The sequence below is a fragment of the Luteibacter sp. KNZ12-1A genome (assembly GCF_056755675.1).
In genome coordinates this window covers 1-17763 of the sequence record NZ_JBPGXU010000010.1, presented here as the reverse complement: position 1 = coordinate 17763, position 17763 = coordinate 1, and the positions used below count along the sequence as shown (strand labels likewise).

The following is a 17763-nucleotide window of genomic DNA, read 5'->3' as shown; positions in this document are numbered from 1 at the left end:
CTGCGGCAAGCACCCATCGCCGACAGGGTCGGCTCCCACCAGGGTAGGCTCCCACCAGGGTCCGGCAGGTCGGCTCCCACCGGGGCACCCCCGAGCCTTGCGATACGCCCGTTACTCCGCTTGACTCGGCTACCTGTCCCCAGGAAACCGCCACGATGCTTCGCACCCTCGCCTTCCTCACCGCCGCCATCGCCAGCACGGCGGGTTTCGCCGCCCCCGCACGTTTCGTCGAGCGCTCCGTCGATGTCCATGGCAAGACCTATCGCTACCAGGTATTCGTGCCTGCGGACATCAAGGAGCATCCGGCCGTGGTGCTGTTCCTCCACGGCAGCGGCGAGCGGGGCGACGACAATCAGAAGCAGATGTCGCAAGGCCTGCCGCCCTGGCTGAAGCAGCACATGGATTTCCCGGCGGTGGTGGTGATTCCCCAGGCGCCAGACGACACGGAATGGACCGATCCGGCCGATGCCGACATGGCGATGGCCGCGCTCGAGAAAAGTGTGAAGGAGTTTCATGGCGACCGTAAGCGTCTCTATCTCACCGGCCTCTCCATGGGCGGTTACGGTTCCTGGCAACTTGCCGTGGATCATCCCGACACGTTCGCCGCGGCGGCCATCATCTGCGGCGGCGTCAGCGCGTTGAGCGACGAGCGGGCGCTCCATGTGCACGGGGCACCGAAGGGCGACGATCCCTTCACCTGGGTGGCGGAGAAGATCGGCAAGCTGCCGGTGTGGATCTTCCACGGCGGCGACGACAACGTCGTGCCCACCGAGCAGTCGCGCAAGATGAACGCGGCTCTGGTCAAGCGTGGGGCGGAGGTGAAGTACAGCGAATTCCCCGGCGTGAACCACGGCTCATGGGAAAAGGCCTATGCGACGCCGGACCTGTGGGCCTGGATGTTCAGCCACACCCGATAAGGGAATCACCAAGGCCGGCTCACGCCAAGGTGATCCTCACATTGGTGTTATCAGGAACTGCGCATGCTGGCGGACAGCTTCTTCAGCCCGCCGGCGAATACCAGCCAGCCGATGCATACCCCCACCAGGGCGCCGACGAACTCGAAGAAGACGCGCAGCCCGATGGCATCGGGGTCGTGCACGGCGGCGAGTTTCAGCTTCAACAAGGTGAGCGATTGCAGCGGCGCCATGTTGAAGTAGAAGAGGTCCCACACGTCCTGTCCGGCGCCCAGTACCACGGCGAACACGTAGGCGATGGCAAGCTGTTTACCGTCGCTCCAGCCATTGCCCTTGCCGAAGGCATGCAGCAACCCGAAGACGACGATGCCGACGACCAGCGCGATGGCGCCCGTTTCCAGGGCACCGACGATGCCGAAGCCCGTCCAACTGCGATCGTATGGCATGCGAAGAACTCTAGGGGAACCGGAAGCGCATTATGCCCGCGCGTCCGCCTGGTTATCGCGTACGTTTCTATCGCGGCCGAAACGCAGGTAGAGGGAGGTGGCCAGGAGCATCGCCGCCAGCGCGGCGAATCCCGCCAGCAGGAAGATCGCGGGGTAATCGTAAAGGCCTGCGACCCAGCCGCCGATCGGACCGGTCAGGCCCAGCGCCACATCGAGGAACACCGAATAGGCACCCAGGGCGGCGCCGCGATTGTGCGTGCTGACCCGGCCGACGGCCTCGACGCCGAGCGCCGGAAACACCAGGGCGAAACCCGCGCCCGTGAGTGCGGCCCCGGCAAGGGCGGCGTGCGGCGTCGTCCCCTGCCAGAGCAGGAGCAGGCCGAGGCATTCGACGAACAGCGAAGCGATCGCCACGCGGTAGCCGCCGAAGCGGTCGATGGCGTTGCCGAAGACCAGCCGGATGCCGATGAAGCAACCACCGAAGATCGACAGAGACAGCGCGGCATCGGCCCAGCCGCGGCTGGCGTAGTAAAGGGCCACGAAGGTCGAGAGCGAACCGAAACCTATGGACGCCAACGCCAGGCCCGCGCCATAGGGCATGACACGCGATAGCACGCTCTTGAACGGCAGGCGCTCGCCATGGCTCGGCGCCACGCGGGCCTTCGCCAGCGCCAGCGGCAGGGCGACGAGGCCCAGCGCGAAGGTCAGGATGCCCAGCGAGATGAAGCCATGGTCTCGCGCCAAGGTCACGCCCAGGGGGGCGCCCAGCGCGATACCGCCGTAGGTGGCGATGCCGTTCCAGGAAATCACCCGTGCGGTGTGCTCGCCACCGATGCCGCCGATACCCCAGGTGATCGACCCGGTACTCACCCAGCTTTCGGCGAATCCGAGGCCGAGGCGGCTGAGAAGGATCAGCGTCAGCGAAAGCACGGGTATCTTCGGCACCAGCGCCGCCAGTGCGAGGAACAGCCCGGAGATGGCCAGGACGATGAGGCCGGCGACCACGGTCCGCTTCGGTCCCATCGCATCGGCCATGCGCCCCGCGTGCGGGCGGCTCAGCAGCGTCGCAAGATACTGCGCGCTGACCGCCAGCCCGGCGACGATCGTCGAATAACCCAGGTCGAGATGCGCGAATCCAGGCAGGACGGCGAGCGGAATGCCGATGCAGAGGTAGCAGACGAAGGAAAAAACGACCGCGGAAAGAATCCGGGCCGTGACGGCGAAACGCCGTCCGCGATGGGGGACGAGGGAAGGCAGAGACATGGCCCGAGGATTATAGCGCGCCGTTGTTGCAGTGCGTCATGACTCGCCATGCGGCCATTTGAAAGGAGAAACCGCGGCCTGGAGAAGCCGCAGCCTGGTGGGAGCCGACCCTGTCGGCGATGGGTGCTTGCCGACACTGGCCCGCTGCCGCGGGATCGCCGACAAAGTCGGCTCCCACCAAGTCGAGGCCATCCTTAGCAAGTCGGTTCCCACCTGGTCGAGGCCATCCTTAGCAAGTCGGTTCCTACCGGGTCGAGGCCATCTGCCGCAGGTCGGCTTCCCACCAGGGCAGGATCAGCCCAGTTCCACGGGTTGGCCGCTTTGCAGCGATTCGCGCAACGCGACGGCGATGCGTGTCGCCTCCACCGCGTCGTCCATGGTCAGTTCGAACGGCGCGTCGTCGAGCACCGCGTCGACGAAGTGCTTCGCCTGGGTCACGAACGCCGGCGCGAATCGCTCGTAGAACGAGGGAACGACCGAATTGCGCACGCCGTTCGCATCGGCGATCTCCACGCGGTCGGCGCGCGGGTTGCGCCCGATGCTCACCCTGCCGGCTGTGCCGGTGACGTCGGTGTGCGTATCGTGCCCATGCGCCTGCGTGCGCGAGGCGTAGAACATGGCCATGCGACCGCCTTCGAACTCGACGATGGCGATTCCGTTGTCGACGTCGCCCATGGCTTCAAGCGGCGGATACATCGCCACCGTGCCCGTGGAGTAGACCTTGATCGCCTTCGGCCGGCCGAGCAGCCAGCGGGCGAGGTCGATGTCGTGCACACTGCAGTCGAGGAAGATGCCACCGCTGGTCGGCGCGAACTTCAGGAACGCGCCGCTCGGGTCGGCGAGATCCGTCGTCTGCGAGTAGACCAGGAACGGCCGGCCAATGCCGCCGCCCTCGATATGCATGAAGGCGTGGCGATAGCTCTCGTCGAAGCGGCGGACGAAGCCGACCATGGCTCGCTTGCCCGCGTTCGCGGCGTGCGCGGCGGCGCGACGGCAGTCTTCCAGGTCGAGCGATAGCGGCTTCTCGCAGAACACGTGCTTGCCGGCGTCCAGTGCCTGCTCGATCTGCGCCGCATGCAACGAAGTCGGCGTGACGAGGAATACCGCGTCCAGGGACGGATCGGCGAGCATCTCCTCGTACGAGTGATGGATCGTCTCGATACCGAGGCTGCCACGCGCCCATTCGCGTTCGGCCTCGACGGGGCTGCACACGGCGGCGAGCTCGGCGCGCGGGACGGCGCGGGCGAGATTTTCGGCGTAGCGCTGGCCGAGCCGCCCCAGGCCGGCCAGGCCGATACGAAGCTTGCTCATGGTCAGATGCTCACCTCGACGGCCTTGCCTTCGCGCCACGAACGCGCGGCGGCCTCGGCCAGTTCCAATGCCTTGATGCCATCGGCGATGGTCGTGCGCACGGGCGTGCCACCGGCCAGGGCGTCGAAGAAATGGGCGATCTCGGCGGCATACGCTTCGCGGTAGCGCTCCAGGAAGAAGTGCTCCGGAAGGTCATGGGCGATGTTCTTCGACGTATGCGACACGACCTGGGTCGGCGAGACGTTACCCGCCTGCAGCATGCCCTTGCTGCCAAGCACCTCGAAACGCTGGTCATAGCCATAGGCCGCACGGCGCGATGTATTGATCTGACAGAGCCTGCCGCTCTTGGTACGAATGGTGACGGCGGTGGTATCGATGTCGCCGGCCTCCTGGATCGCCGGATCGGTCAGGCAGCTCCCGGTGGCGTGCACGCTGACGGCTTCGTCGGCGAGGATCCAGCGGAAAATATCGAAATCGTGGATGAGCATGTCCTTGAAGATGCCGCCCGAGCTCTTGATGTAGCTGACCGGCGGCGCGCCCGGATCGCGGCTGGTGACGATCAGCAACTCCGGCGTACCCACCTCGCCATCGTCGAGGCGCTTCTTCAGTGACGAGAAGGTGGGGTCGAAGCGGCGCTGGAAAGCGATCATGCAGACGACGCCGGCCTTTTCCACGGCGGCCTGGCACGAACGTGCGCGTTCGACATCGAGGTCCACCGGCTTCTCGCAGAAGATCGCCTTGCCGGCGGCGGCCGCACGATGGATGAGGTCGGCATGGGTGTCGGTGCTCGACCCGATCACCACGGCGCCCACGGCGGGATCGTTCAATGCCTCGTCGACACCGGCGACCTTCGCGCCGTGCTTGTCCGCAAGTTCCTGCGCCGAGGGTGCATGCACGTCGACCACGTAGCGCAGTCGCGCCTCCGGATGGCGGGCGACATTGCCCGCGTGGATCTTGCCGATGCGACCGGCACCGAAAACGGCAACTTCAATCATCGTATTCTCCTCGGGGAATCGTTTCTTCGACAGTGAGTTCGAGTTTGTAGGCCAGCGCGACGAACAGCGCCTGGCACAGGCACATGGTGCTGGTGAGGCCGCGGAATGCGAACGCGCTTCCCTCTTTCACCTTGAGCAGCACGTCCGAATGCCGCGCCAGCGGTCCGAGATCGCTCTCGGTGATGCCGAGCACGCCCGCCCGGTGTTGCTGGGCCACCCGCATGGCGTAAAGGGTTTCCTTGCCGAACGGGGGAAAGCTGATGGCGATCAGCGCGTCGCCCTTGCCGATGCTGCGCAGCTGCTCGCGGAACATGCCGCCGAGGCCACTGACCAGGTGCACGCGCTTCTGCGTGTGCTGCAACGCATAGGCGATGTAGGTCGCGATGGCGAACGAACGGCGCACGCCGATCACGTAGATGTTTTCCGCCGCGGCGAGCATGTCCACCGCCTTCTGGAACCGGGTCTCGTCCAGCTCCTCGGCGAGTTCGTCGAGCCCGGCCCGGCTGGCGTCGATGAAACGCGACGCGATCTCCACGGCCGGCATGCCGCCGGCACGGCCCTTGATGACGCTGCGGATGCGCTGCTGGTAGCTGCGCGAGGGCGCGGATTGCGCCGTCCACGCATCGCGGAACACCGCCTGCATTTCCGAAAAACCGGAATAACCGAAGCGCTGCGCGAAACGAACCACCGCGGAAGCGTGCACGCCACAGCCTTCGGCGATCTCGCCGACGCGCTGGACCATGATCGAACTGCGATGTTCCTCAAGGTAACGGGCGACCCCCTGCAGCTGGCGTGGCAGGGCTTCGAATTCCTCCGCGATGCGCTGCATGAGTGCATCGGCTTCGCTGCGTTTGGCCATGGACGGCTCCATCGGGGACCGGCCGCATTGAAGCACGCGATGGAACATATTTTCCATTTATTTTTTTGCTGCAATGCAAATTGCAACCGTGGAACAGGGGGTCCATGCTCGACCCGCTTTCGGCAAAACAGCGGCCGCGAGGCCGCATCGCACTTCGATATCCATCCATCCGACCGCAAAGCCGGTCACCTGTGGAGGCACTATGCGATCCAAACTGTTCCACGCCTCGTTGGCGGCAGCCCTAGCCCTCGGTCTTGGCCTTGCCGCCCCCGCCTCGCAGGCGGCTCCCGGCGATCGTTACGTTCTCGTTACCCACGCCGCCGACTCCGATTCCTGGTGGAACACCATCAAGAACTCGATCAAGCAGGCGGGCGAGGATTTCGGTGTCGACGTCGACTATCGCGGGTCCGGCAACGGCGACCTGAGTGAAATGGCGCGCCAGCTCGAATCGGCGGCCGCCCGCAACTACAAGGGCGTGTCCTTCGACATCGCCAGCTACGCGGTGCTGAAGGCCCCGGCCGCGAAGGTCGCCGCCAAGGGCATCCCCATCGTCACGATCAACTCCGGCACGCCCGACGAGAGCAAGAAGCTCGGCGCGATCATGCATGTGGGCCAGGGTGAATACGACGCGGGCAAGGCCGCCGGCGAGCGAGCCAAGGCCGCCGGCGTCACCAGCTTCGTCTGCGTGAACCACTACGCCACCAACAACGCCTCGTTCGAGCGCTGCCAGGGCTTCGCCGATGCCATCGGACTGAAGGACTGGCGCAAGACCTCGATGATCGACACGGGCATGGACCCGACCGTGGTCGCCAGCAAGCTCAGCGCCTACCTGCGCAGCAACCCCAAGACGCAGGCCATCCTCGCGCTGGGCCCCAATGCGGCCGAGCCGGCGATCAAGGTGGTCCAGGACATGCACCTGGCCGGCAAGATCAACTTCGGCACGTTCGATCTTTCGCCCGCGATCATCAACGGCATCAAGTCCGGCACGATCCAGTACGCCATCGACCAGCAGCCCTACCTGCAAGGCTACATGGGCATCGCCGCCCTGGTGATCGCGCACGACCAGAACACCAAGGACCCGGCCAAGATCATCGCCGCGCTGAAGGCCAACCCGAAGTTCCAGGCGCGCCTGAAACAGTACGACCTGAAGCCCGTCTACACCGCCACCGGCGTCAGTTCGGGACCCGCCTTCGTCACCAAGGACAACGTCGCCACCGTAGAGAAGTACGCCGGCCAGTACCGCTGACCGGCAGGAGCAGAAGTCCATGAGCGCCATCAACGAGAGCGTCACGAACATGATCCATAGCAACCGCGCGAAAGCGCCGGAAGAAGCGGCATCCACGGACGAACGCGTACGGAAGATATCCCCGTGGCGCATCCTCCTCGACCGGCCCGAACTCGGGTCCATCGCGGGCACCGTGCTCGTCTTCGTCTTCTTCGGCATCTTCGCCGGCGGCTCGGGCATGTTCGCGCTCGATGGCGTGATCAACTGGGCGCAGGTGGCGGGCTACCTCGGCATCATCGCCGTCGGTGCCTGCCTGCTGATGATCGCCGGCGAATTCGACCTGTCGATGGGTTCGATGATCGGATTCGCCGGCGTCATGGTGGCCATCCCGCCCATGTACCTGGGTTGGCCGCTGTGGGCGTCGGTGATTTTTGCCTTCGCCGGCTCCATGGCGCTCGGCGCGTTGAACGGCTACCTCGTGGTTCGCACGAAGTTGCCGTCGTTCATCGTCACGCTGGCCTTCATGTTCATCCTGCGTGGCCTGACCCTGGTCCTTTCCACCGGCTTCGCCAACAGCACGATCGTCAGCGGCATCGGCGACAAGTTCACCGACGACCCCGTCGTCTCCGCCCTGTTCCAGGGCACCACCCTGCACTGGCTGTTCAGCGCGCTCGCCGGAATGAACCTGATCGAGAAGCTGCCCAGTGGCGATCCGGTCGTGGCGGGCCTGCCCAAGGTGCTGGTCTGGTGGATCGTGATGGCGATCGCCGCCGGCTTCGTGCTCGCCCGTACGCGCTTCGGCAACTGGATCTATACGGTCGGTGGCGATGCGAACGCCGCGAAGAACGTCGGCGTACCCGTGCGCCGCGTGAAGATCTCGCTGTTCGTCCTCACCGCGTTCTGTGCCTGCCTGTTCGGCGTGCTCCAGGTGGCCGACGTCGGCTCCGCCGCGGCCGATCGCGGCCTGCAAAAGGAATTCGAGGCGATCATCGCCGTGGTCATCGGCGGCACGCTGCTCACCGGCGGCTTCGGCTCGGTGATCGGCGCCTGCTTCGGCGCGCTGATCTTCGGCGTCGTGCAGATCGGCATCTCGTACACCAATATCGATTCCGATTGGTACCGCGTGTTCCTGGGCGGCATGTTGCTGCTGGCGGTGCTGTTCAACCACTACATCCGCAGCCGCGCCGCGGCGACGAAGTGAGGAGCGCCACCATGGCCGACGATTACATCCTCGAGCTCGACAACGTCAGCAAGTATTTCGGTACCGTGATCGCCCTCCAGGGTGTCACGCTGCGCCTGAAGCGTGGCGAGGTGCACTGCCTGCTCGGCGACAACGGCGCGGGCAAGTCCACCCTGATCAAGACCCTGGCCGGCGTGCACCAGCCCAGCTCCGGCGCATACCGCGTCGACGGCGAGGAAGTCCGCTTCAACTCGCCCCGCGAAGCGCTGGACCGTGGCATCGCGACGGTTTACCAGGATCTCGCCCTGGTCCCGCTGATGAGCGTGGCGCGCAACTTCTTCGCCGGCCGCGAACCACGCCGCAAGATGTTCGGCGTCATCCCGGTCATCGACATGAACTACGCCAACGAGACCGCCCGCGACAAGCTCGCCGAGATGGGCATCCGCGTCCGCGACGCGAGCCAGCCGGTGGGCACGATGTCCGGCGGCGAACGGCAATGCCTGGCGATCGCCCGCGCGATCCACTTCGGCGCGAAGGTGCTGATCCTGGACGAGCCCACCGCCGCACTCGGCGTGAAGCAGTCCTGCAACGTCCTCAAGCTGATCCACAACGCGCGCGAGCGTGGCATCTCGGTGATCTTCATCACCCATAACGTGCACCACGCCTATCCCATCGCGGACAGCTTCACGCTGCTCAACCGCGGCCAATCCATGGGTACCTTCGCCAAGAGCGACATCACGAAGGAAGAAGTGCTCGACATGATGGCCGGCGGCACCGAGATCCAGAGCCTGGTCGATGAACTGGAAGGCCGCGCGGCCTGAACACGGAACCCCTATGCGTAGTCCCCTTCCCCGCTCCTCCTCCCGCCCCATCGACGTCGCCTGCCTCGGCAGGCTCGCGGTGGATCTCTACGCCCAGCAGATCGGCGCCCGCCTGGAGGACGTGACCAGCTTCGCCAAGTACCTTGGCGGCTCGTCGGCCAACGTGGCCTTCGGCACCGCGAGGCTGGGCTTGCGCTCGGCCATGCTCTCGCGCGTGGGCGACGACCACATGGGCCGCTTCCTGACCGAGACGCTCGATGCGGAAGGCTGCGACGTGAGCCAGGTCCGGATCGACCCCGATCGCCTGACCGCGCTGGCGATCCTCGGCATCAAGGATCGCGAGACGTTCCCCCTGTTGTTCTACCGCGAGAACTGCGCGGACATGGCGTTGACCGCCGGGGATATCGACGAGACCTTCATCGCCTCGTGCCGCGCCCTCGCCATCACGGGAACGCATTTCTCCGAACCCGGCGTCCACGCCGCGAGCACGCGCGCCATCGAACTGGCCCGCAAGCACGACGTGCGCACCGTGCTCGATATCGACTATCGCCCCGTGCTCTGGGGCCTCACCGGGCGGGGTGAAGGCGAAACGCGATTCGTCGCCGCCGACCATGTCACCAGCCACCTGCAAGCCATCCTCCCCGGCTTCGACGTGATCGTAGGCACGGAGGAGGAATTCCACATCGCCGGTGGCAGCGAAGACCTGCTCGCCGCGTTGCGTGCCGTGCGCGGCATCAGCGCGGCCACCCTCGTGGTCAAGCGTGGGCCGCTGGGTTGCAGCGTGATCGAAGGCGCGATCCCTTCGGTGATCGACGATGCGCCCACCTATCGCGGCAGCCGCGTGGAGGTGCTCAACGTGCTCGGTGCCGGCGACGCCTTCCTCTCCGGCTTCCTCGCCGGCTGGCTGCGCGACGAATCGATCGAGCGTTCCTGTGCCTTCGCCAACGCCTGCGGCGCGATCGTGGTGTCCCGCCACGGTTGCGCGCCGGCCATGCCCGGACGCGCGGAACTCGACGCCTTCCTCCAACGCGAAGGCGGCATCCGCCGGCCGGACCTCGACGCCGAACTGTCCCACCTTCATCGCGCGGCCGTGCCTCGAAAAGCGTGGGACGAACTCTACGTGTTCGCCTTCGACCATCGCGTGCCGTTCTTCGAACTGGCCAGGCAGGTCGGTGGCGACGAGGCGCGCATACCGCGCCTCAAGGAATTGCTGGTGGAAGCCGTCGCCGCCACGGAACGGGCCGGAAAACTCCAGGGCCACGTCGGCCTGCTGGCAGACGACCGCTACGGACAGGACGCACTCAATGCCGCGACGGGCCGTGGTTGGTGGATCGGCCGGCCTGTCGAGGTCTCCGGTTCGAATCCGCTGGAACTGGAACGCGGCCGCTCCATCGGCAGCCAGCTGGTCGCCTGGCCGCGCGAGCACGTCATCAAGTGCCTGGTCGCGTTCGATCCGGATGCGAATCCCATGGACCGCGTGGAGCAGGAAACCCAGCTTCGCTCGCTGTACGACGCGGCGAAGATCAGTGGTCATGAGTTGCTCCTGGAAGTGATCCCGCCGGGTTGCAAGGGCCAGGCGGAACGCGACGAACTCGTGCTGCGTTCGCTGAAGCGTATCTACAACCTGGGCATCAAGCCGGAATGGTGGAAGCTCTGCCCGCCGCGCCGCGAAGCGTGGCCCGCGATCGATGCACTGATCCACGAGCGCGATCCGCATTGCCGGGGCGTGCTCCTGCTCGGGCTCAACGCGCCGGCCGAAACCCTGGCGGCCGGCTTCGCCGACGCCGCCGACAGCGCCACCTGCCGGGGCTTCGCCGTGGGCCGCACGATCTTCGCCGAGCCGGCCAAGGCATGGCTCGCCGGAAGCATCGACGATGCCGCCCTCGTCGCCCAGGCCCGCGCCGCCTTCGAACGCATGATCGCCCTGTGGCGCGACGGCCGGCGCAGTCCCGAAACGTTGAAGGAAGGCGCCGCCGCATGAGCGAGACGATCCGCCTCACCTGCGCGCAGGCGCTGGTCCGTTACCTCTCGGCGCTGCGCGGGCGCGATGCCGACCAGGAGGACTCCGTGCCGCTGTTCAGCGGCGTGTTCGCCATTTTCGGCCACGGCAACGTGGCCGGCATGGGCGAAGCGCTGTATGGCGTGCGCGGGGAATTGCCGACGCTTCGCGCGCACAACGAGCAGGCGATGGCGCATGCCGCGATCGCCTACGCCAAGGTGAACATGCGCCGGCGCATGATGGCCGTCACCACGTCGATCGGCCCGGGCGCGACCAATCTCGTCACGGCCGCCGCGCTGGCCCATGTGAACCGCCTGCCCGTGCTCCTGTTGCCCGGCGATATCTTCGTCTCGCGCGAGCCCGATCCCGTGTTGCAACAGCTGGAGGACTTCTCCGACGGCACGGTCTCGGTCAACGACTGCTTCCGGCCCGTGTCGCGTTACTTCGATCGCATCGTCCGGCCGGAGCAATTGCTGACCGCCCTCCCCCGCGCCATCCGCGTGTTGACCGATCCCGCGCTGTGCGGACCGGTCACGCTCGCCCTGCCCCAGGACGTGCAAGCGGAAGCTTATGACTATCCGTTGTCGTTCTTCGAGCCGCGCGAGATCGTCTTCCGCGCCCCGCAACCCACCGACGACGAGCTGATGGCCGCGCTCGACGCGATCGAGGTCGCCGAGCGCCCGGTGATCATTGCCGGCGGTGGCGCCCTCTACGCCAAGGCCACGCCGGCGCTGCTCAACTTCGCGGACAAGCATGGCGTCCCTGTCTGCGAGACGCAGGCGGGCAAGGGCGCCTTGCCGTGGAACCACCCGTTGCACCTCGGTCCGGCCGGGGTCAGCGGATCGACCGCCGCGAACGCCTTGCTCCGCGAGGCGGACCTGATCATCGCCGTGGGAACGCGGCTGCAGGATTTCACCACGGGCTCGAACGCCCTGTTCCGCCACGTGCCGATTCTTTCGGTGAACGTGAACAGCTTCGACGCACTCAAGGGCAACGGGCTGGAGGCGATCGGCGATGCGGCACAGGTTCTCGACGACATCAGCTTCGGGCTCGAGGACTGGGCGGCACCGGAGGCCTGGACGACGCGCGCCCGCGAGGCGGCCAGGGAATGGGTGGACATCGTCTCGCGCATCACCGGCCAGCGTGAGCCGCCGGCCGGACGCCTGCCATACGACGGCGAAGTGATCGGCGCCGTGCAGCGTTCGTCGTCGCGCTCCGCCATGGACGACATCGTGGTCTGCGCCGCCGGCACCCTGCCCGCCGAACTGGAAAAGCTCTGGCGTACCGAAACGCCCGGCGGCTACCACATGGAATACGGCTATTCGTGCATGGGCTACGAGATCGCCGGTGGCCTGGGCGTGAAGCTGGCCCACCCCGACCGCGAGGTCATCGTGATGGTGGGCGACGGCAGCTACCTCATGATGAACTCGGAGATCGCGACCTCCGTGATGCTCGACGCGAAGCTCATCATCGTGCTGCTGGACAATCGCGGTTACGGTTGCATCAACCGGCTGCAGCAAGCGACCGGCAGCGCACCGTTCAACAACATGTTCGAGGACTGCGTGCAGGGCCGCCACGGCGCGCCCGGCATCGACTTCGCGGCCCACGCCCGCAGTCTGGGCGCGATCGCCGAGCACGTGCCCGGCATCGCCGGGCTCGAGGCCGCCATGGAGCGCGCACGCGCCGCCGACCGCACCTACCTCATCAGCATCGACACCGACCACACACGCACGACCGACGAGGGAGGCGTGTGGTGGGACGTGGCGGTGCCGGAAGTTTCCACGCGGGACGCCGTGCGCGAAGCGCGCGCGGGCTACGAGACCGCCATCGTGGGCCGCAAGGCCAGGATCACGCCAGCATGAAGAACGATCCCATCCGCATCGGCATCAATCCGATCTCCTGGAGCAACGACGACCTGCCATCGCTGGGCGGGGAGATACCGTTGTCCACCGCCCTCACGGAAGGCAAGGCCATCGGCTACGAGGGCTTCGAACTCGGCAACAAGTTTCCGAAAGAACCGGCGGCACTGCGGGAGTTGATGGCGGGCTACGGTCTCGATGTCGTCTCGGGCTGGTATTCGGGCCGGCTGGGCGAACGCTCCGCGAAAGAAGAAACGGCCGCCGTCGCCAGGCATCTTCGCCTGCTGGCCGAGAACGGTTGCAAGGTCATGGTGTATGGCGAAGTGGCCCATGCCATCCAGGGCGAGCCAGTGCCGTTGTACAAGCGTCCACGCTTCCGTGGCGAAGACGATTGGAAACGCTATGGCGAGAAGGTGACGGAATTCGCCCGCTTCACCCTGTCGCAAGGCGTCCGCCTGGCTTATCACCATCACATGGGTGCCTATGTCGAGTCGCCCGACGATATCGACCAGCTCATGGCGCATACGGGAGAGGACGTCGGGCTGTTGTTCGACAGCGGCCACACCTACTTCGGCGGCGGCGACCCGCTGGCCGTGCTGGATCGGCATATCGCCCGCATCTGCCATGTCCATTGCAAGGACGTACGTCCCGGCATCGTTCGCCTCGCACGCAACCGCCAATGGACCTTCCTCGAATCCGTGCTCAACGGCGCGTTCACCGTTCCCGGTGACGGCGTGATCGACTTCGCCGCGATCGTGGGCAGGCTGAAGGCGCATGGCTACAAGGGATGGCTGGTCGTCGAGGCCGAACAGGACCCGGCGGTGGCTCCCAGCCATGCCTTCGCGAAGAAGGGTTACGACACCCTGCGTGGGTTGCTCGACCGGGAACCGGTGAAGGAGGTCGCATGAGCCTGCTCGTCAAAGCCATGCCCACGGGCGAAGCCATCGTCAAGGTGACGCCACAGACCGCACACTGGAAACATGTCGGCTTCGAGGCGCGCCGGCTCCCCGCGGGGCAACACACGGAGATCGCGCTGCCATCCGATCGCGAAGGATGCCTTGTCGTGCTGACCGGGACTGTCGACGTCCGTGTCGGAACGCACGCATGGGAAAGCCTCGGCGGCCGTGCGAGCGTCTTCGAGGATCGCTCGCCACATGCCGTGTACGCCCCTCCATCGTCGGTATTCAGCGTCACCGCGAGGACCGACGCCGAACTAGCCATCGCCTCGGCACCCGCCTCGGGACGACTGGAAGCACGGCTGCTCGCACCGGAATCGATGAAGCGCTCGGTGCGCGGCAGCGGATCGAACACGCGGTACGTGTGCGACATCCTGCCGGAAACCGAACCCGCCGAATCGCTGCTGGTCGTCGAGGTGCTCACGCCCGCCGGTCACTCGTCGAGCTATCCGCCACACAAGCACGACACCGACGCGCTGCCGGAAGAAAGCGTGCTCGAGGAAACCTACTACCACCGCATCGACCCGCCACAGGGATTCGCCTTCCAGCGCGTCTACACCGACACCCGCGACATCGACGAGTCGATGGCCGTGGGCGACCACGACGTGGTCATGGTGCCGCGCGGCTATCACCCCGTGGTGATGCCACACGGCTACCGGGGCTACTACCTCAACGTGATGGCCGGCCCCCGCCGTGAATGGCATTTTCGCAACGATCCCGCCCACGAATGGATGATCGCGCGTTGACGCGCCGCGATCGGAGTAACCAAGACATGTCCGCCCAGCCTTCCAGCAACGCCCTTCCCCGCATCGGCCACTTCATCGCCGGCAAACCCTACGCTGGTACGCCCGCGGGCTCCGCGCCCGTCTACGATCCGGCACGCGGCGTTCCCGCCGCCGAGGTGGATCTCGCTTCCGTCGCCGATGTCGACGCCGCCGTGCGCGCCGCGCATGCCGCCTTCCCCGCGTGGTCGCAGACACCGCCGCTCAAGCGCGCCCGCGTCATGTTCCGCTTCAAGGAGATGATCGAGCGCGACATGGACCGGCTCGCCCGCGTGATCGTCGCCGAGCATGGCAAGGTGCTCTCCGATGCCAAGGGCGAACTCGTGCGCGGCCTCGAGGTGGTGGAGTACGCGTGCGGCATACCCGAGTTGCTCAAGGGTGAATACACCGAGCAGATCGCCAATGGCATCGATGCGTGGACGATGCGCCAGGCCCTCGGTGTCTGCGCCGGCATTACGCCATTCAACTTTCCCGCGATGGTCCCGATGTGGATGTTCCCCATGGCGGTGGCCTGCGGAAACACCTTCGTACTCAAGCCGTCCGAACGCGATCCGTCGCTTGCCGTCGAACTGGCGAAGCTGCTCAAGGAAGCCGGCTTGCCCGACGGCGTGTTCAACGTGGTTCATGGCGACAAGACCGCGGTGGACGCGCTGCTGGATCACGATCTCGTTCGCGCGGTAAGCTTCGTCGGCTCCACCCCGATCGCGGAATACATCTATGCGCGCGGTTGCGCGAAGGGCAAGCGCGTACAAGCATTGGGTGGCGCGAAGAACCATATGATCGTCATGCCCGACGCCGACCTGGACAAGACCGCCGATGCCTTGATGGGCGCCGGCTATGGCGCGGCGGGCGAACGCTGCATGGCGATCTCGGTCGCCGTCGCCGTCGGCGAAGCGACGGCCGACGCGCTGGTCGCGAAGCTCGCGCCGCGCGTGAGGGCGCTGCGCATCGGCAATGGCATGGACGAAAAGGTGGAGATGGGCCCCGTCGTCACCGGCGTTCATCGCGACCGCATCACCGGCTATATCGACGATGGCGTGGCATCGGGTGCCGAGCTCGTCGTCGACGGGCGCGGCTACCAGGTCGCCGGCTGCGAGCAGGGCTTCTTCGTCGGCGGCACGTTGTTCGATCGCGTGACGCCGTCCATGCGCATCTACAAGGAAGAGATATTCGGGCCCGTGCTGTGCGTGGTACGCGTTCCCGATTTCGCCAGCGCGTTGAAGCTCGTGGATGAACACGAATTCGGCAACGGTACCGCGATCTTCACGCGTGACGGACAAGTGGCTCGGGAGTTCGCGCACCGTGTCCAGGTAGGGATGATCGGCATCAACGTTCCCATTCCGGTACCGATGGCCTTCCATAGTTTCGGTGGATGGAAGAAGAGCCTGATGGGAGACCACCACGCCCACGGCCCGGAATCCGTGCGCTTTTACACAAGACAGAAGGCCGTTACACAGCGTTGGCTGAACCACGATGAAAGCGCTGGCGCCGAATTTGCGATGCCCACCCATTAGTACGACAAAAACACTATGATGCGGCGGTTGAACGCATGGGGAACATTGTGCGTTGCAACTTAGATAATCAAAAGCCAAGTACGAAAAAGCATAATTTTTATTCAGGGAGAAGGGTACATGCGCAATCAATTCAAAAAGCGTCCCCTTGCCGGACTGGTGCTCGCGTGCCTCGCGTTCGGCGCCACCGCGGCACACGCGCAAGATGATTCGATGAGGTCCGACCCCAGCCCCATGGCGAGCAGCAAATACCTGTTCGGCGATTGGGGCGGTGAACGCACGCGTCTCGAAGACAAGGGCATCTCGTTCGACTTCGGTTACGGTTTCGAAGCCGCGCACAACTATTCCGGCGGCGATCGCAACATCACCCGCTATACCGACCAGTGGAAGTTCGGCAGCGCGTTCGACCTGCAGAAGCTGTGGGGCTGGACCGGAGCCACGTTCAAGATCGTCATCACCGATCGTAACGGCCGCAACATCGGTGCCGACGCGAACATCGGCAACAACCAGCTGATCCAGGAAGTGTACGGACGCGGTCAGACCTGGCACCTGACGGTGTTCTCGCTGGAGCAGAAATTCTTCAACGACCGCCTGACCTGGAAGATCGGCCGCCTGCCGGTCGGCGAGGACATCAACCAGTTCTCGTGCGACTTCCAGAACCTGACGTTCTGCGGTGCGCAGCCGGGTAACATCGTGGGCGACTACTGGGTCAACTGGCCGACCAGCCAGTGGGCCACGGTGCTGAAGCTGGACACCACGAAGGACACCTTCGTGCAGATCGCCGCGTACCAGATGAATCCGAAGTACGTCGACGATTCGTACCAGCGCCACAACGGCTTGAAGCCGAACTTCCCGAGCGGCACCACCGGCGCGCTCATTCCGCTGGAGTTCGGTTGGAAGCCGATGGTGAACGGCCTGCCGGGTTCGTACCGCGCGGGCGTCTGGTACAACACTTCCAAAGGCGACGACCTGTACCTGAACGAAGATCGCCAGCCGTTGGCGATCGCCGGCGGCGATCCGTTGCAGCACGATTCGCGCAAGGGTGCGTGGATCACGTTCCAGCAGCAGGTGACCGGTGAAGCCGGTGGCAAGGGCGCCACCGTGTTCCTGAATGTCACGTCGGCCGATCATGCCACCTCGGCGACGAACAACCAGATCGCGCTCGGCGTGGAGTACAAGGGCATCTTCGATCGCCCGAACGACTTCGTCGGCGCGGCGCTCGGTGGTTCGCACGCCAACGGTTACGCCGCGAAGAACCAGCGCCTGTTCAACGCGACGCATCCGGGCCAGGAAGGCATCGTCAACGACGGCTACGAGAAGGTGGCCGAAGTGTTCTACAGCTGGTCGCCGATTCCCTCGATCGCGATCCGCCCGAACCTTCAGTACATCAAGGATCCGGGCGGCAGCAAGCAGAACGACGACGCATTCGTGCTGGGCCTGAAGACGAGCGTGGCGTTCTAAGCGACGCGCTCATCTGTCGAGACGTTTGCTGGAAGTGGGAAGGCCCGGGGAAACCCGGGCCTTCTTCGTTTCCCGTTATCGCCGCTGAAGCGGCTCCCACATGGAGCCCCGCGGCCATGGATTGCGAGGTTCACGAGGAGCCCCCTCAACAGCGATTCCCTCACGGGGTTCATGTGGGAGC

15 protein-coding genes are annotated in these 17763 nt (G+C 65.6%); 10 read left to right on the top strand and 5 right to left on the bottom strand.

Annotated elements, in window-relative coordinates:
- Nucleotides 1-155 precede the first annotated feature (155 nt).
- The gene (locus ACR9ZJ_RS04105) at nt 156-917 is read left to right on the top strand and encodes a carboxylesterase family protein (protein ID WP_481281451.1); all 762 of its coding nucleotides are present in this window, start codon (nt 156-158) and stop codon (nt 915-917) included.
- Nucleotides 918-967: 50 nt separating this feature from the next.
- Here ACR9ZJ_RS04105 and ACR9ZJ_RS04100 read toward each other — a convergent pair whose 3' ends face one another.
- The 5 genes from ACR9ZJ_RS04100 to ACR9ZJ_RS04080 all read right to left on the bottom strand — a co-directional run bounded on the left by ACR9ZJ_RS04100 (nt 968) and on the right by ACR9ZJ_RS04080 (nt 5788).
- Nucleotides 968-1360 carry a hypothetical protein gene (locus ACR9ZJ_RS04100; protein ID WP_481281452.1) on the bottom strand — a complete coding sequence of 131 codons (393 nt, stop codon included), beginning with the start codon at nt 1358-1360 and terminating at the stop codon, nt 968-970.
- Between the two features lie 30 nt (nt 1361-1390).
- Entirely contained in the window at nt 1391-2623 is a 1233-nt protein-coding gene (locus ACR9ZJ_RS04095) for an MFS transporter (protein WP_481281453.1), read from the bottom strand.
- 294 nt (nt 2624-2917) lie between these two features.
- A complete protein-coding gene (locus ACR9ZJ_RS04090; protein WP_481286959.1) occupies nt 2918-3934 on the bottom strand; it encodes a Gfo/Idh/MocA family oxidoreductase in 1017 nt (338 codons plus the stop codon).
- Nucleotides 3935-3936: 2 nt separating this feature from the next.
- Nucleotides 3937-4929, bottom strand: a complete 993-nt coding sequence (gene iolG / locus ACR9ZJ_RS04085; protein WP_481286958.1) for an inositol 2-dehydrogenase — start codon at nt 4927-4929, stop codon at nt 3937-3939.
- Nucleotides 4922-5788: a MurR/RpiR family transcriptional regulator gene (locus tag ACR9ZJ_RS04080; RefSeq protein ID WP_448096469.1), complete on the bottom strand. Its 867-nt coding sequence runs from the start codon at nt 5786-5788 to the stop codon at nt 4922-4924. The genes iolG and ACR9ZJ_RS04080 overlap by 8 nt, the downstream gene beginning before the upstream one ends.
- A gap of 202 nt (nt 5789-5990) precedes the next feature.
- Here ACR9ZJ_RS04080 and ACR9ZJ_RS04075 point away from each other — a divergent pair, with 202 nt between their 5' ends.
- The 9 genes from ACR9ZJ_RS04075 (at nt 5991) to ACR9ZJ_RS04035 (ending at nt 17582) form a co-directional block, all read left to right on the top strand.
- Nucleotides 5991-7034, top strand: coding sequence for a sugar ABC transporter substrate-binding protein (locus ACR9ZJ_RS04075; RefSeq protein ID WP_481281456.1), 1044 nt, complete (start codon nt 5991-5993; stop codon nt 7032-7034).
- Between the two features lie 19 nt (nt 7035-7053).
- Nucleotides 7054-8214 (top strand): ABC transporter permease, encoded by a 1161-nt coding sequence (locus ACR9ZJ_RS04070; RefSeq protein ID WP_481281457.1) that lies wholly within the window; start codon nt 7054-7056, stop codon nt 8212-8214.
- An 11-nt stretch (nt 8215-8225) separates the two neighbouring features.
- The gene (locus ACR9ZJ_RS04065) at nt 8226-9014 is read left to right on the top strand and encodes an ATP-binding cassette domain-containing protein (protein WP_371022748.1); all 789 of its coding nucleotides are present in this window, start codon (nt 8226-8228) and stop codon (nt 9012-9014) included.
- A gap of 13 nt (nt 9015-9027) precedes the next feature.
- Nucleotides 9028-10995: a bifunctional 5-dehydro-2-deoxygluconokinase/5-dehydro-2-deoxyphosphogluconate aldolase gene (locus tag ACR9ZJ_RS04060; protein ID WP_481286957.1), complete on the top strand. Its 1968-nt coding sequence runs from the start codon at nt 9028-9030 to the stop codon at nt 10993-10995.
- Entirely contained in the window at nt 10992-12875 is a 1884-nt protein-coding gene (gene iolD, locus ACR9ZJ_RS04055) for a 3D-(3,5/4)-trihydroxycyclohexane-1,2-dione acylhydrolase (decyclizing) (protein ID WP_481286956.1), read from the top strand. The genes ACR9ZJ_RS04060 and iolD overlap by 4 nt, the downstream gene beginning before the upstream one ends.
- Nucleotides 12872-13780 (top strand): myo-inosose-2 dehydratase, encoded by a 909-nt coding sequence (gene iolE / locus ACR9ZJ_RS04050; RefSeq protein ID WP_481286955.1) that lies wholly within the window; start codon nt 12872-12874, stop codon nt 13778-13780. Before iolD ends, iolE begins: the two co-directional genes overlap by 4 nt.
- Nucleotides 13777-14574 carry a 5-deoxy-glucuronate isomerase gene (gene iolB / locus ACR9ZJ_RS04045; protein WP_481281461.1) on the top strand — a complete coding sequence of 266 codons (798 nt, stop codon included), beginning with the start codon at nt 13777-13779 and terminating at the stop codon, nt 14572-14574. Before iolE ends, iolB begins: the two co-directional genes overlap by 4 nt.
- 26 nt (nt 14575-14600) lie before the next feature.
- Complete coding sequence (locus ACR9ZJ_RS04040; protein ID WP_481286954.1) at nt 14601-16124, top strand: CoA-acylating methylmalonate-semialdehyde dehydrogenase; 1524 nt, start codon at nt 14601-14603, stop codon at nt 16122-16124.
- 210 nt (nt 16125-16334) lie between these two features.
- The gene (locus tag ACR9ZJ_RS04035; protein WP_481286953.1) at nt 16335-17582 is read left to right on the top strand and encodes a carbohydrate porin; all 1248 of its coding nucleotides are present in this window, start codon (nt 16335-16337) and stop codon (nt 17580-17582) included.
- Nucleotides 17583-17763: the final 181 nt, after the last annotated feature.

Bases quoted from the DNA above. Each gene is read 5' to 3' on its own strand.
- ACR9ZJ_RS04105 (WP_481281451.1), top strand. From the start codon at position 156: ATGCTTCGCACCCTCGCCTTCCTCACCGCCGCCATCGCCAGCACGGCG.
- ACR9ZJ_RS04100 (WP_481281452.1), bottom strand. From the start codon at position 1,360: ATGCCATACGATCGCAGTTGGACGGGCTTCGGCATCGTCGGTGCCCTG.
- ACR9ZJ_RS04095 (WP_481281453.1), bottom strand. From the start codon at position 2,623: ATGTCTCTGCCTTCCCTCGTCCCCCATCGCGGACGGCGTTTCGCCGTC.
- ACR9ZJ_RS04090 (WP_481286959.1), bottom strand. From the start codon at position 3,934: ATGAGCAAGCTTCGTATCGGCCTGGCCGGCCTGGGGCGGCTCGGCCAG.
- iolG (WP_481286958.1), bottom strand. From the start codon at position 4,929: ATGATTGAAGTTGCCGTTTTCGGTGCCGGTCGCATCGGCAAGATCCAC.
- ACR9ZJ_RS04080 (WP_448096469.1), bottom strand. From the start codon at position 5,788: ATGGCCAAACGCAGCGAAGCCGATGCACTCATGCAGCGCATCGCGGAG.
- ACR9ZJ_RS04075 (WP_481281456.1), top strand. From the start codon at position 5,991: ATGCGATCCAAACTGTTCCACGCCTCGTTGGCGGCAGCCCTAGCCCTC.
- ACR9ZJ_RS04070 (WP_481281457.1), top strand. From the start codon at position 7,054: ATGAGCGCCATCAACGAGAGCGTCACGAACATGATCCATAGCAACCGC.
- ACR9ZJ_RS04065 (WP_371022748.1), top strand. From the start codon at position 8,226: ATGGCCGACGATTACATCCTCGAGCTCGACAACGTCAGCAAGTATTTC.
- ACR9ZJ_RS04060 (WP_481286957.1), top strand. From the start codon at position 9,028: ATGCGTAGTCCCCTTCCCCGCTCCTCCTCCCGCCCCATCGACGTCGCC.
- iolD (WP_481286956.1), top strand. From the start codon at position 10,992: ATGAGCGAGACGATCCGCCTCACCTGCGCGCAGGCGCTGGTCCGTTAC.
- iolE (WP_481286955.1), top strand. From the start codon at position 12,872: ATGAAGAACGATCCCATCCGCATCGGCATCAATCCGATCTCCTGGAGC.
- iolB (WP_481281461.1), top strand. From the start codon at position 13,777: ATGAGCCTGCTCGTCAAAGCCATGCCCACGGGCGAAGCCATCGTCAAG.
- ACR9ZJ_RS04040 (WP_481286954.1), top strand. From the start codon at position 14,601: ATGTCCGCCCAGCCTTCCAGCAACGCCCTTCCCCGCATCGGCCACTTC.
- ACR9ZJ_RS04035 (WP_481286953.1), top strand. From the start codon at position 16,335: ATGAGGTCCGACCCCAGCCCCATGGCGAGCAGCAAATACCTGTTCGGC.